General features: G+C 61.2%; 9 protein-coding genes. 3 read left to right on the forward strand and 6 right to left on the reverse strand.

What is annotated here, in order from left to right:
- Positions 1-10 precede the first annotated feature (10 nt).
- Complete coding sequence (locus CDV44_RS00805) at positions 11-1270, forward strand: MFS transporter (RefSeq protein ID WP_087686284.1); 1260 nt, start codon at positions 11-13, stop codon at positions 1268-1270.
- 172 nt (positions 1271-1442) lie between these two features.
- Here CDV44_RS00805 and CDV44_RS00810 read toward each other — a convergent pair whose 3' ends face one another.
- The 6 genes from CDV44_RS00810 to CDV44_RS00835 form a co-directional block, all read right to left on the reverse strand.
- Positions 1443-2411: an SMP-30/gluconolactonase/LRE family protein gene (locus CDV44_RS00810; RefSeq protein WP_087686285.1), complete on the reverse strand. Its 969-nt coding sequence runs from the start codon at positions 2409-2411 to the stop codon at positions 1443-1445.
- A complete protein-coding gene (locus CDV44_RS00815) occupies positions 2408-3232 on the reverse strand; it encodes an NAD(P)-dependent oxidoreductase (protein WP_087686286.1) in 825 nt (274 codons plus the stop codon). The genes CDV44_RS00810 and CDV44_RS00815 overlap by 4 nt, the downstream gene beginning before the upstream one ends.
- A 154-nt stretch (positions 3233-3386) precedes the next feature.
- A complete protein-coding gene (locus CDV44_RS00820; RefSeq protein WP_087686287.1) occupies positions 3387-4697 on the reverse strand; it encodes an MFS transporter in 1311 nt (436 codons plus the stop codon).
- A 442-nt stretch (positions 4698-5139) separates the two neighbouring features.
- Positions 5140-6606, reverse strand: a complete 1467-nt coding sequence (locus CDV44_RS00825) for a glutamate synthase subunit beta (protein ID WP_087686288.1) — start codon at positions 6604-6606, stop codon at positions 5140-5142.
- Positions 6607-6702: 96 nt separating this feature from the next.
- Positions 6703-11436 carry a glutamate synthase-related protein gene (locus CDV44_RS00830; protein WP_371328714.1) on the reverse strand — a complete coding sequence of 1578 codons (4734 nt, stop codon included), beginning with the start codon at positions 11434-11436 and terminating at the stop codon, positions 6703-6705.
- A gap of 390 nt (positions 11437-11826) precedes the next feature.
- The gene (locus CDV44_RS00835; RefSeq protein ID WP_087686289.1) at positions 11827-12528 is read right to left on the reverse strand and encodes a transposase; all 702 of its coding nucleotides are present in this window, start codon (positions 12526-12528) and stop codon (positions 11827-11829) included.
- A 198-nt stretch (positions 12529-12726) separates the two neighbouring features.
- On the opposite strand from CDV44_RS00835, the gene CDV44_RS00840 reads away from it, so the two are divergent.
- Together CDV44_RS00840 and CDV44_RS00845 are read left to right on the forward strand one after the other, a co-directional pair.
- The gene (locus CDV44_RS00840; protein WP_087686290.1) at positions 12727-13575 is read left to right on the forward strand and encodes an OmpW family protein; all 849 of its coding nucleotides are present in this window, start codon (positions 12727-12729) and stop codon (positions 13573-13575) included.
- A gap of 268 nt (positions 13576-13843) precedes the next feature.
- Positions 13844-14596, forward strand: coding sequence for an OmpW family protein (locus tag CDV44_RS00845; protein WP_087686291.1), 753 nt, complete (start codon positions 13844-13846; stop codon positions 14594-14596).
- Positions 14597-14739: the final 143 nt, after the last annotated feature.

A 14739-nucleotide genomic window follows, 5' to 3' on the forward strand; every position in this document is an offset into this window, starting at 1 on the left:
AGGAGTCTTCATGGCATTTTTTTCCTGGTTCAACGAACTCAACACGAAGGAACGCAAGGCCCTGTATGCGGGCTTTGGCGGCTACGCCGTCGACGCGTTCGACTTCATGATCTATTCGTTTCTGATCCCGACGCTGATCGCCGCATGGGGCATGACGAAGGGTGAAGCCGGCATGATCGCGACCAGTTCGCTGATCTCGTCAGCGGTCGGCGGATGGCTCGCCGGGATTCTCGCGGACCGCTACGGCCGCGTTCGCGTCCTGCAATGGACGATCGCCACGTTCTGTCTCTTCACGTTCCTCTCGGGCTTCACCAACTCGTTCTGGCAACTGCTCATCACGCGCACGTTGCAAGGCATCGGTTTCGGCGGGGAGTGGACGGTGGTCACGATGATGATGGGCGAAATGATTCGCTCGCCCCAACATCGCGCGAAAGCGGTCGGTACGGTGCAAAGCAGCTGGTCCGTGGGTTGGGCCGCGGCGGCGTTGCTCTACTGGTTCTTCTTCGCCGTGCTCGATGAAGGCACGGCATGGCGCGCCTGCTTCTGGATCGGCATTCTGCCCGCCGTGTGGATCACCTACGTGCGCCGCAACGTGTCGGACCCGGAGATCTTCACGCAAACGCGCAAGAAGATTGCGGAGGGCAAACTGCAAGGCAACTTCACGCAGATTTTCGCGCCCGAGCATCTGAAGACGACGATTCTCGGCAGCCTGCTTTGCAGCGGCATGCTCGGTGGTTACTACGCGATCACGACGTGGCTGCCGACGTATCTGAAAACGGTGCGCGGTCTGTCGGTGTTCAATACGAGTGCGTATCTGATCGTGCTGATCGTCGGCTCGTTCGTGGGCTATATCGTCGGCGCGATTCTTTCGGACAAACTCGGCCGTCGCGGCGCGTTCATCTTCTTCGCCGTCGCCTCGTTCGTGCTCGGCATGGTCTACACGATGCTGCCGATCACCGATAGCGCGATGCTGTGGCTGGGCTTCCCGCTGGGCATCGTGGTGCAGGGTATTTTCGCGGGCATCGGCGCGTATCTCACCGAGTTGTATCCGAACCATATTCGCGGCTCGGGTCAGGGCTTCTGCTACAACCTCGGGCGCGGCATCGGTTCGTTCTTCCCGATCGCCGTGGGCATGCTCGCGCAAACGGGCTCGCTCGTGAAAGCCATCGGCTTCGTCGCCGGTGGCGGCTATTTGCTGGTGGTGGTCTGCGCGCTACTGTTGCCCGAGACACGCGGCAAGGTGCTTACGACGCCGGACTTCACACACTGATTGCGCACTGATCAAGCACTGAAATGGCAAAACGGGATGCCGGATCGCGAACGACGTTCGATCCGACATCCCGCTGCCTCACCGGGCGCTCGCCTGAATCACCGCGAGCGCGCCGGACAACTACCGCGGTGCGCGCCGCTTGTGCGCGGCGTCGCGACCGTCATACCCCCGCCTACACACCCGCTACCGGCCCAACATTCAACACGCCCGCATAAGGCGTTTCCGGCAAACCCTGCACGCCGCATCGCACGGCGAACACGTGACCATCGTGCTCGTTGGCATTCGCCCCCGGACGGATCGACGTGACAAACAACGTATCGTACTCTCGCCCGCCAAACGCGCACATCGACGGTTTGGACACCGGCAACACGATCTCGCGATCCAATACACCGGCAGGCGTGAAGCGCAGCAACCGGCTGCCATCGTTCGCACAAGTCCAGTAGCAACCGTCCGCATCGACCGCCGCGCCATCGGGACGGCCCGGGTACTGGTTCATATCCACGAACAGGCGCTGCCCGCTGATCGCACCGCTATCGATATCGAAGTCGAACGCCCACACGAGACGCCGCGTCGGGTGCGAATCGCTCAGGTACATCGTGCGGCCATCGGGCGAGAAGCCCAGACCGTTCTGCGTCACCAAGGCATCAACCAACGGCGCCGACAACTGGCCCGCGGCGTCGAACCGGAACAACGCGCCGGCATCGCTCGCCAACGACATGTCCTGCACCATCGTGCCCGCCCAGAAGCGGCCCTGCCGGTCACAACGTCCGTCGTTGAAACGCATGCCGGGCGCCGGAAACACCGGCGCGGCGAGACGTTGAAATTTCGCCGTGTCGACGACGCCCGACTTACCGGGATCAGCGAGGTCATCGCGGTGCACAGCGAACAGCCCGGTCTCGGCACCGGCGAGCAGGGTGCCCGATGCGTCGAACGTGAAGCACGCCACCTGCTCGGGGAAGGTCCACTGGCGATGTGCGCCATCGGCCGGCGTCAGCCGATGCAGTTGCTTCGCCGGAATATCCACCCAGTAGAGCGCCTGTTCGTCAGCGCGCCAGAGCGGGCTCTCGCCCACCGCGTGCGGTGTCGCACGCGCCGGCTCCAGTCGCTCAACGTGCTCGACGCGTTCGATCGACAGACTCATGCCTTGGGCTCCATCGGCCCCATCAGCACGAACGGACCGCCTTGGTAGCGCTGGGTCCAGTCATCCATTTGCGTATCGGGTGCCTTCGCCGGGAACAGCCCAGCGAATTCAGCCGAACTGTCGTGCGGGCGGTAGCCGAGGAACGATGCCTTGGTGTTGTCGACCCACAGCGTCGGGTTGTCCGACACGCCGTAGACGATGGCGTGGCCCACGCGGTTGGTGAACAGCGAGCAGCGCACCAGTTCGGCCAGATCGCGAAAGCTCAGATACGTGATCATCATGCGCGGATTCTTCGGCTGCTCGAACGACGAGCCGATGCGCAGACACACGGTCTCGAGACCGAAGCGATCGAAGTAGTAGCGCGACAGATCTTCGCCAAAACACTTCGACAGCCCATACATGCCATCGGGACGGTGAGGCGCGTCGGTGTCGAGCACTTCGGTGACTTCATGGAAGCCCACCGCATGGTTGGAACTCGCGTACACGATGCGCTTCACGCCCTGCTTCTGCGCTGCGCTGTAGACGTTGTACAGCCCCAGAATGTTCGCTTGCAGAATGTCGTCGAACGGCGCTTCGACGGAAATACCACCCAGATGCACGAGCGCATCCACGCCGTCGAGCAACGCGTGCACGGCGGCGCGATCTGCGAGATCGACCTGCATCGCTTCTTCGTGCGGTGCGTCTGCGGTGACCGGCACGATGTCGCTCACGCGAACGATGTCCGCCCATTCGGCAAGCTTGCCGCGCAATTGTTTGCCGAGGTTGCCCGCCGCGCCGGTCAGCAACAGACGGCGGAAGGGTTTGCCGGAAGTCTGGCTCATGTCACTCCTTGTTCATCGGTAGATCGCCATGCATACGTCGATGCATCGCTACAACGAAATCGACACTGCGCCACACACCCATCGAGGTGCGCGGCGCAGTGTCCGTCAAACTTGCTGTTCAGACTTGCGTTCAGGTTCAGGCGAAAGCGCAGGCTCACGCATTCGCCGTGCGCCCCACATCGACACGCTGCGCCGGTGCCGGGGTCGCCGTGCCGGTGATATGCGGCTTGACCACGGTCCACAGAATCACCGCACCGATCAGGTCGCCCAGACCCAGTGCCACGAAGAAGGGCGCATAACCGACGGCGGTCACGAACGCACCGATCACCAGCGTGAACAACAGGTTGCCAATACCGGCCGAGAGACCCGCCAGCCCGGTGACCGTCGCCACCTCGTTACGCGGAAACAGGTCCGCCGACATGGAGATCACGCTGATCGAAAGCGTCTGATGCGCGAAGCCGCCGAGGCACAGCAGGAAGATTGCCATCATCGGGTCTTTGACGAAGCCCACGCCGCACATCGCCGTCATGACGAACGCACCGATGGTGAACACCACGCGCTTGCCGTTGAAGATGGTGATCTTGAAATGCTTGTTGAGCCACACGGAAATGGTGCCACCCATCAGACAGCCGATGTCGGCCGCCACGAACGGCAGCCATGCCGTCGCTGCAATGGTCTTCAAATCGAAGCCACGCGCCTGACTCAGGTACAACGGCATCCAGAACACGATGGTGCCCCACACCGGGTCGGCGAAGAAACGCGGCAGGGCGATGCCCCAGAAATTACGCTGACGCAGAATCGAGCGCAGGTTCGGCTTGCGCGCATCGGCCGCCGCATCGACGACGTTGCCTTCGTTGATGTAGTCGGATTCAGCCTGCGTGAGCGCCGGGTGGTCCGTCGGATGACGATAGAACGCGAACCACAGCGCCCCCCACACCAACCCCAGCGCACCGGCGATGACGAACGCGGTTTCCCAGTTGTAGCGCAGGATCGACCAGGCGATCAGCGGCGGCGCAAGAATGGCGCCGATGGATGTGCCGATGTTGAAGATGCCCGCCGCGAACGCGCGCTCTTTCGACGGAAACCAGAAGGCGGCGGCACGCATGCCGGCCGGAATAAACGACGCTTCGGCCAGCCCCAGCAAACCGCGCAGGACGAACAGACCGACCCAGCCGTCTGCCAGACCGTGCAGCATGCACACGATCGACCACATCACGCCGCACAGCAGGAAGCCCAGACGCAGGCCGATGCGGTCCATCAGGTAGCCCGTCAACGGGGCACCGATCGGGTACAACACGAGGAATGCCCCCGTGATCCAGCCGTACTGCTGGGTGCTGATGTGGAGATCCTTCATTACCGTGGGGGCGGCAACGGCAAGTGAGCTGCGCGCAAGGTAGTTCATGACCGTGCCGAGTGTCAGCAGTCCGATCATCCACCAGCGCAGGCCTTTGATCTTCAGTGCCATGATGGTTGTCTCTCTGTTGTGGATTTTTTTGTTGCGAGTGCATGGCTCGCATGGAGAGGCATCCTACGTGAGACGATGTACGATGACAATGCCTGTTTATGGCGTTTACGGATAATCCCTAGTGTTTTGATTCGCCCCGGCACGACGCGCCATACGCCTTATATACATTGATGTTTGCACATGTTGGGAAGGATTTCCCACATGTCGGCGCATTGAAAAGATGTTTTGTTGTATGACATCTTATATTTAGCGATTTACTGAATTTCCAGCTGAGCGAGCGTTGCACCCGACAGCGCCTGCGCAAGACGAACAGGCAAGAAAAAACCGCCCGAACGTTGCCGTTCGGACGGTTTCTCCACAGCGACGCGACTGCCTACGGCCGCGCCCCCTCCTCTCAAACCCAACTACACCCCGTATTTGTGGTTTTGGCAGGCAAACTTGCTTAGCGCGGCAGTTCCGAATGGCCCATCAGGAACTCGTCGACCGCACGTGCGCACTGACGGCCTTCGCGAATCGCCCACACCACCAGCGACTGACCGCGACGCACGTCACCGGCTGCAAACACCTTCGGCAGATTCGTCGTGTAGGCGCGCTCGCCTTCGGTCGAGGCACGCACATTGCCGCGCGCATCCTTGTCCACGCCGAACGCGTCGAGCACGGTCTGGAGCGGCGAGACGAAGCCCATGGCGAGCAGCACCAGATCGGCCTTCAACTCGAATTCCGAACCAGCCACTTCCTGCATCTTTCCGTCCTTCCATTCGAGGCGCACGGCGATCAGCTTTTCCACCTTGCCGTTCTTGCCTTCGAAGCGCTTCGTCGCGACCGACCAGTCACGCTCGCAACCTTCGTCATGACTCGACGACGTGCGCAGCTTGGTCGGCCAGTACGGCCACACCATCGGCTTGTTTTCCTGCTCCGGCGGCTGCGGCAGCAACTCGAACTGCATCACGTGCTTGGCACCGTGACGGTTCGACGTGCCCACGCAATCCGAACCCGTATCGCCGCCGCCGATCACGATCACGCTCTTGCCGGTTGCCAGCATCTGGTTCGCCAGCTTGTCGCCCGCGTTGACCTTGTTCTGCTGCGGCAGGAATTCCATCGCGAAATGCACGCCTTCGAGCTCACGCCCCGGCACCGGCAGATCGCGCGGCTGTTCCGCACCACCCGCGATGACCACGGCGTCGAACTGCGCTTGCAGTTGTTCCGGCGAAATCGTCTCTTTCGAGAAGTTGTTGATGGTGGCATCCGGCGCCTCTTTGCCGATGTACACACCGGTGCGGAAGGTCACGCCCTCGGCTTCCATCTGACGCATGCGGCGATCGATCAGCCACTTCTCGAGCTTGAAGTCGGGAATGCCGTAACGCAGCAGGCCGCCCACGCGATCGTTCTTTTCGAACACGGTCACGTCGTGACCGGCGCGTGCCAGTTGTTGCGCCACTGCCAGACCCGCCGGGCCCGAGCCGACCACCGCAACCGTCTTGCCAGTCTTGTGCTTGGCGGGCTGCGGCTCAACCCAGCCTTCGCTCCACGCCTTGTCGATGATTGCGTGTTCGATCGACTTGATGCCCACGGCGTCGCTGTTGATGTTCAGCGTGCACGCGGCTTCACACGGTGCCGGGCAGATGCGGCCCGTGAACTCCGGGAAGTTGTTCGTCGAGTGCAACACCGCAATCGCCGACTTCCAGTCCTGGCGATACACCAGATCGTTGAAGTCGGGAATGATGTTGTTGACCGGGCAACCGTTGTTACAGAACGGGATGCCGCAATCCATGCAGCGCGCGCCCTGTACTTTTGCCTGATCGTCGGAGAGCGCGAGCACGAACTCCTTGTAATGCTTGACCCGTGCCAGCGGTGCTTCGTACGACTCGCTCTGGCGCTCGAATTCGAGAAAACCTGTGACCTTGCCCATGTTTCTTCAGTCGGAAAGTTTTGTGGTTACCGTGCCTCACCCGCGCGCGGCACGCCGACAGGGCCCTCACCCTGTGACGTGACCGCGCATTCGGTATCAGGCCGCCAGTGCTTGTTTGTCGTTGGCTTTGGCCATTTCGCCCAAAGCGCGTTTGTATTCGTTCGGGAACACCTTCACGAACTTGCGGCGGGCGCTGTCCCAGTCCTCGAGCAACGCCTTGGCGCGCATCGAACCGGTGTACTGGAAGTGACGCTCGATCAGCTCGCGCAGCAACGCTTCGTCGGTCTGGCCGCGATGCCACAGGCCTTGACTCACCGTACGCTCCTGCTCGCCGTGCGGCAGCACCGGATCCAGCGCGACCATCGCCGTGTTGCACTTGGCGCCGAAGGTGCCGTCGGCGTCGTAGATGTACGCCACGCCACCCGACATGCCCGCAGCAAAGTTGCGGCCCGTCTCGCCCAGCACGACCACCGTGCCGCCGGTCATGTACTCGCAACCGTGATCGCCCGTGCCTTCCACGACGGCCGTAGCCCCCGAGTTACGCACGCAGAAGCGCTCGCCGGCCACACCATTGAAGAACGCTTCGCCTTCGATGGCGCCGATCATCACGGTGTTGCCCACGATGATGTTGTTCTCCGCGTCGCCGCGGAAGTCGTTGGTCGGACGCACGATGATGCGGCCGCCCGACAAGCCCTTGCCGACGTAGTCGTTACCGTCGCCCACGAGATCAAGCGTGATGCCGCGCGCCAGGAAGGCACCGAAGCTCTGACCCGCCGTGCCCTTGAGTTGCACGTGGATCGTGTCGTCCGGCAGACCTTCGTGACCGTAGCGCTTGGCGACTTCGCCCGAGAGCATCGCGCCGACCGTACGGTTACGGTTACGCACCGGCTGAATGAACGAGACGTGCTCGCCCTTCTCCAGCGCCGGCAATGCCTTCTCGATCAACGCGTGGTCGAGTGCCTGCACCAGACCATGATCCTGCGACTCGACATGCAGACGCGGCACCGAGTCTTCGACTTCCGGCAGGTAGAAGATGCGCGAGAAATCGAGACCCTTCGCCTTCCAGTGCTCCACGCCCGACTTGGTGTTGAGCAGGTCGGCACGGCCGATCAGGTCATCGAACTTCGCGATGCCCAGTTGCGCCATGATTTCGCGCACTTCCTCGGCCACGAAGAAGAAGTAATTGACGACGTGTTCCGGCTTGCCCTGGAATTTCTTGCGCAGCACCGGATCTTGCGTCGCCACGCCCACCGGGCAGGTATTCAGGTGGCACTTGCGCATCATGATGCAGCCTTCGACGACGAGCGGTGCCGTCGCGAAGCCGAATTCGTCAGCGCCGAGCAGCGCACCGATCACCACGTCGCGGCCGGTCTTCATCTGACCGTCGGCCTGCACGCGGATACGGCCGCGCAGACGGTTGAGCACCAGCGTTTGCTGCGTCTCGGCCAGACCCAGTTCCCACGGCGAGCCAGCGTACTTCACCGACGACAGCGGCGAGGCACCCGTGCCGCCATCGTGACCGGCGATCACGACGTGATCGGCCTTGGCCTTGGCAACACCGGCAGCCACCGTGCCCACGCCCACTTCGGACACGAGCTTCACCGAGATCGACGACGAGGCGTTCACGTTCTTCAGATCGTGAATCAGCTGTGCCAGATCTTCGATCGAGTAGATGTCATGGTGCGGCGGCGGCGAGATCAGACCCACGCCCGGCACCGAGTAGCGCAGCTTGCCGATGTACTCGGTCACTTTGTGACCCGGCAATTGACCGCCTTCGCCCGGCTTCGCGCCCTGCGCCATCTTGATCTGGATCTGATCGGCCGAAACCAGATAGTCGGCCGTCACACCGAAACGGCCCGAGGCTACTTGCTTGATGCGCGAGCGCAGCGAGTCGCCGTCTTGCAGCTCGATGTCGGCTTCGATGACATCGTGGCCCACGATCGAGGCAAGCGATTCGCCCTTCTTGATCGGAATGCCCTTGAGTTCGTTGCGATAACGGCGCGGATCTTCACCGCCCTCACCCGTGTTCGACTTGCCGCCGATACGGTTCATCGCGACGGCCAGCGTGGCGTGCGCTTCGGTCGAGATCGAACCGAGCGACATGGCGCCCGTCGCGAAACGCTTCACGATATCTTTGGCCGACTCGACTTGATCGAGCGGGATCGCGCGTTGCGGATCGACGCGGAACTCGAACAGACCGCGCAGCGTCATGTGGCGCTTGCTCTGGTCGTTGATGAGGTTCGCGTATTCCTTGTACGTCTGGTACGAGTTGGAACGGGTCGAGTGCTGGAGCTTGGCGATGGCGTCCGGGGTCCACATGTGGTCTTCACCACGAATGCGGAACGCGTATTCGCCACCGGCGTCGAGCATGTTGGCCAGCACCGGGTTGTCGCCGAAGGCTTCGCGATGCAGACGCACTGCCTCTTCCGCCACTTCGAAGATGCCGATACCGCCGACGTTCGATGCCGTGCCCTGGAAGTACTTGCGGACCAGTTCCTGCGACAGGCCGATCGCTTCGAAGATCTGCGCACCCGTGTACGACATGTACGTCGAGATGCCCATCTTCGACATGACCTTGTGCAGGCCCTTGCCGACGGCCTTGACGAAATGCTTCACGGCCTTCTCGGGCGTCAGGTCGCCGCCTTGCTTGCGGGCGATCTGAGCGAGCGTTTCCATTGCGAGGTACGGGTGCACGGCTTCGGCACCGTAGCCGGCCAGCAGCGCAAAGTGATGCACTTCACGGGCCGAACCGGTTTCCACCACGAGACCCGTGCTCGTGCGCAGGCCTTGCGCCACCAGATGCTGGTGCACGGCCGACGTAGCGAGCAGCGCCGGCATGGCGACTTGTTCGCGATTCGTCAGACGGTCGGAGACGATCAGGATGTTGTAGCCCGACTTCACCGCGTCAACGGCTTCGGCGCACAGCGATGCGAGGCGGGCTTCGATGCCTTCCTTGCCCCAGGCGACCGGGTAGCAGATGTTCAACTCGTACGAGCGGAATTTGCCGCCGGTGTACTTGTCGATGTGGCGGATCTTCGAGATTTCCTTGAAGTCCAGCACCGGCTGCGACACTTCGAGACGCATCGGCGGGTTGATGTTGTTCGTGTCGAGCAGGTTCGGCTTCGGGCCGATGAACGACACCAGCGACATCACCATGTTCTCGCGGATCGGATCGATCGGCGGGTTCGTCACCTGCGCAAACAACTGGCGGAAGTAGTGGTAGAGCGTCTTGTTCTTGTTGCTCATGACCGCGAGCGGGCTGTCGTTGCCCATCGAGCCCACGGCTTCTTCGCCGTTGATTGCCATCGGCGTCATCAACAGCTTCACTTCTTCCTGCGTGTAACCGAACGCCTGCTGCAAGTCGATCAGCGGCGTGGCCGTGTCGTGATGCACACCGGCCTCTTCCACCTTCGGCTCGATCTCGTCGAGCTTGATGCGCACGGCGTCGATCCAGCTCTTGTAGGGCTTCGCGTTGGCGAGGTTGTCCTTGAGTTCCTTGTCGTCGATGATGCGGCCCTGTTCCATATCGATCAGGAACATCTTGCCCGGTTGCAGGCGCCACTTCTTGACGATCTTCGACTCGGGAATCGGCAGCACGCCCGACTCCGACGCCAGAATCACCATGTCGTCATCGGTGATGACGTAGCGCGCCGGGCGCAGACCGTTACGGTCGAGCGTCGCGCCGATCTGACGGCCGTCGGTGAAGGCGATGGCGGCGGGGCCGTCCCACGGCTCCATCATCGCGGCGTGGTACTCGTAGAACGCGCGGCGGTTCTCGTCCATCAACGTGTGCTGTTCCCAGGCTTCCGGGATCATCATCATCATTGCGTGGGCGAGCGGGTAGCCGGCCATCGTGAGCATTTCGAGGCAGTTGTCGAACGATGCCGTGTCCGACTGGCCCGGATAGATCAGCGGCCACAGCTTTTGCAGATCGCTGCCGAGCACAGCCGACGAGATCGCGCCCGTGCGGGCGTTGATCCAGTTGACGTTGCCCTTTACCGTGTTGATTTCGCCGTTGTGCGCCACCATGCGATACGGGTGGGCGAGTTCCCAGGCCGGGAACGTGTTGGTCGAGAAGCGCTGGTGCACGAGGGCGAGCGCGGAGACGGTGCGCGGATCGGCCAGATCGCGGTAGTAGCGGCCGACCTGATCGCACAGCAGCAGGCCCTTGTAGACGATGGTGCGTGCCGACATCGACGGCACGAAGTATTCCTTGCCGTGCTTGAGCTTGAGCGCCTGAATGCGGTGGCTCGCGGTCTTGCGGATGACGTACAGCTTACGTTCGAGCGCGTCGGTCACCATGATGTCCTGACCGCGCCCAATGAAGATCTGGCGGATCACCGGCTCGGTGGCCTTCACGTTCGGCGACATCGGCATGTCGCGGTCGATCGCGACATCGCGCCAGCCCAGCACGACCTGACCTTCGGCCTTCACGGTGCGCTCGAGCTCTTGTTCGCAAGCGAGACGCGACGCGTGTTCCTTCGGCAGGAAGATCATGCCCACGCCGTACTCACCGGCCGGCGGCAGCGTGACGCCCTGACGGGCCATCTCTTCGCGGTAGAACTGATCGGGAATCTGAAGCAGGATGCCGGCACCGTCGCCCATCAGCGGGTCGGCGCCCACGGCGCCCCGGTGATCGAGGTTCTCGAGGATCTTCAGACCCTGCTCGACGATGGCGTGACTCTTCACACCCTTGATATGGGCCACGAAGCCGACACCGCAGGCGTCGTGTTCATTGGCCGGGTCGTACATGCCCTGTGCGTCCGGCGCCACGTACGCCTCACCCGGCAGCGCTGCTGCCGTCGCAATCGGTTGCTGTTTCTTTTCCACGAGTTACACCGTCTCTTGGCGAGGCCGCCGCGCGCATGTTCGTCACGGTCGGCCGGGTTAAGTGGGGGTTGGCCGGGCAGGCCAGACTGCGGTGTCGCACGCGTCGAAGATCATTCTCGAGTGTCGCCACAGGTACCGACTCAGTGCGCACGGTTTTGCGCATCGCACCAATCGGCCGAAGTTGGAATATACGCTATGAAATTCACAATGACAAAATATTTTAATGGGGTCAGATTCCAATTAGAGACCGCACCAAAAGAAGGCTTATTTTTATTGGGGTCAGATTGTTTTCGGCAATTTGACCGCTGCCATTAATTTGTTGAATTTCAAGCAGTTGGGGGAGATTGGCGAACCCGGACAGGTTCGCCGATGGGGAGATTCAGCAGGGGATCAGAGCACGTCGCTGGCCGACTTACGTGGACGGCCACGGGTAAGTGGACTCACTCGGCGATTCGCCGCCAGCGACATTCGCGCCAGATATTCGGGGCCGCCAAGCAGCCATCCCTTCTGCGTTGCTGTACGCAGCGCGTCAACCTCATAGGGTGGCAGCGGAACCGAGAACCCCTCCGCGTAGGTGCGTTGACGCTCGAACGGCGTATTGCCGAGTGACCAATACAGCGCGTGATCGGTCACGAGGCTATCGACCGTCAGGCCCACGTGATGGTTGTAGCTCGACCACACATAGTTGCCCGGGGTGTCGGCCAGCCCGGCACGCACCGGGTTGAGTTCGACATAACGGCTCGCGAGCAGCAGATAGTGCTCGGCCTCGATGACCGTCGCCCGGTAGCGCCCTTCCCATAAGGTGCCGGTGCGCTGGTGCCGCCGGTTGAAGTACAGCACGTAATAGCGCCCGACCGCCTGAAGCGTGGCGGGCAGGCTGCGCTCGTCGGCCGGTGTCGCGACCAGGTGGAGGTGGTTCGGCATCATGCACCACGCGTGAATCGCCAGCCCGTGCGCTCGCGCGGCCTCGCGCAGACGGTCATGGAATACACGCCGATCCTCGTCGTCCACGAAGATGGCTTGCCGGTTGTTGCCGCGCAGAATCACATGCTGCGGCTGACGGGGAATAAAGAGTCGCGGTAATCGGGCCATGCGAATTCAAATGTAAAGCTTTAAAGCTCGATATCACGATTCGCGAGGCAGTTTCAACAGCAAAAACCTCTTTAAATACTGATATCTAGCCAATTCCCTTTGATTCGTACAAAAACTCTAGATTCGACGATTGCGCCCAGAGTCCACCAGCGCATAATGCATCGAAAAATAAATAAATAATCTTGGGAGGATAGACAAATGACAACTCGGACCTACCGGTCCGCAGCGTGCTTTTGCGCGCTCGGTATCGGCATATCACTGGCGTCCACCAGCGCCACTGCACAACAAGCCGGCGACAACGTCGTCAACCTCGGGTGGTTTCACATCGCGCCGCAAGACTCAAGCAAGCCGATGACCACCAGCACCAATCAGGACGGTCTCACCCCAGCGCTCGTGCCGGCGAACTTTACCTCACCGGGCTCTGGCGCGAAGGTCAGTAATGCCGACACGCTCGGGCTCGTCATCACCCACTTCATCACCGACAACATCGCCTTGCAAACGGTGGCCGGCGTTCCTGCCAAATTCAAGCTCACCGGCCAGGGCGTGATTGCACCCCCGGGTCTCGCCGGCGCGCTCACGAGTATCGACCTCGGCGCCGCGCAAAACAACCCGATCGTGCAAAGCGTTCGGCAATGGAGTCCCGCGCTGGTATTCCAGTATTACTTCGGCCAGGCGAATTCGGCCTGGCGTCCTTTTCTCGGCGTCGGTGTGAGCTACACGTTCTTTACAAACGTCAGTCTCAATCCGAATTTCGAATCAGCGCTGAATCAGAATTTCGGTAGCGTGCTCGCTTTTACTTCCGGACATAACGGTCCGACGACGGTAGAAGCGAAATCATCGGCATCGTGGCAACCGGTTGTGAATGCCGGTGTCTCTTATGCGTTCGACAAGCACTGGGTCGCAAGCGCATCGGTTTCCTACATTCCGCTCAAGACCACGGCCAACATCAAGATCAAGGCACAGGACGGTACGGTGCTTGCGTCCTCAGATGCCGAAATCAAGCTGAATCCGATTGTGACCTTCGTCTCGCTCGGCTACAAGTTCTAAAGCCAGCCTGCGGGACGCTAATTGCGTTCGTAATATCGGAGTCCGGAGGTTTTTTCTCAAAGCGTGCCTGACGTATAAAGGCACGCTTTTCTTTCGTCCAGCGCTTTTTTCTAAGGGCATTCCATGAGTCGATGCGTGGAAACAACACCTTTAGAGCGACACCTCCAGTCTCATGCTACCCGCGACTTTCCACGCTCGGCATAATGGCCCTGAATTTCATTTACCGAAATTCTCGACAATAAAGAATCTTGAGCAGGAGACGAATCAAATGAAGTTGAAGCATTTGACCATTGCTGCCGTGGCCATGCTGACGGCGTCGGGGGCCGCTTTCGCACAGAAAGCCGGCGATAACGTTGTCAGCCTCGGCTGGTTCCACCTCTCGCCGCAAGTTTCCAGCGATCCGTTGAAAGTGACGGGATCGAGCGTGCCGGGACTGGCTGCCGGCCTTAACGCTGCGCTTGGGGGCAATACGGGCGCCCAGGTGTCTGATGCCGATACGCTCGGCATCACGTTCGCGCATTTCTTCACCGACAACATCGCCGTCGAAGGCGTGTTCGGTGTTCCGCCGAAATTCCATCTGTACGGCCAAGGCCGCCTGCAACTGCCCGGCAACGGTGCACTGGCGTCGGCCAAGCAGTGGAGCCCGGCCCTGTTGCTGAAGTACTACTTCGGTCAGGCGGATGACAAGTGGCGTCCGTTCCTGGGGATTGGTGCCAGCTACTTCTGGTACTCGAACATCGAGCTCACGGATGGCTTCCAGGCACTGGCCAGCAACTCGCTCGCCCTCGGCCCGGGTGGCTCGACCACGGCAAAGCTGACCAACTCGTGGGCACCGGTGTTCAACGCGGGTATCAACTACAACATGGACCAGCATTGGACGCTGTCTTTCTCCGTGTCGTACATCCCGGTGAGCACGACGGCCAAGCTGACCACGACGCGCGGCCCGATCACCACGACCAGCGAAGCCAAGGTCAAGCTGAATCCGGTGGTCACGTTCCTGTCGCTCGCCTATCGCTTCTAAGTCACTGCCAAATCACGGCAGCGCGCTTCAAAGCGTCGCAATACGCTTCAGATGGATCAGAAAACGCCGCCTTGTGCGGCGTTTTCGCATTTCGTTACAAAATCCGCACTATCGCAATCGATCGACCGGCAAATATCTGCAAC

The sequence above is a fragment of the Pandoraea sp. PE-S2R-1 genome, from assembly GCF_002179865.1.
Lineage (GTDB): Bacteria > Pseudomonadota > Gammaproteobacteria > Burkholderiales > Burkholderiaceae > Pandoraea.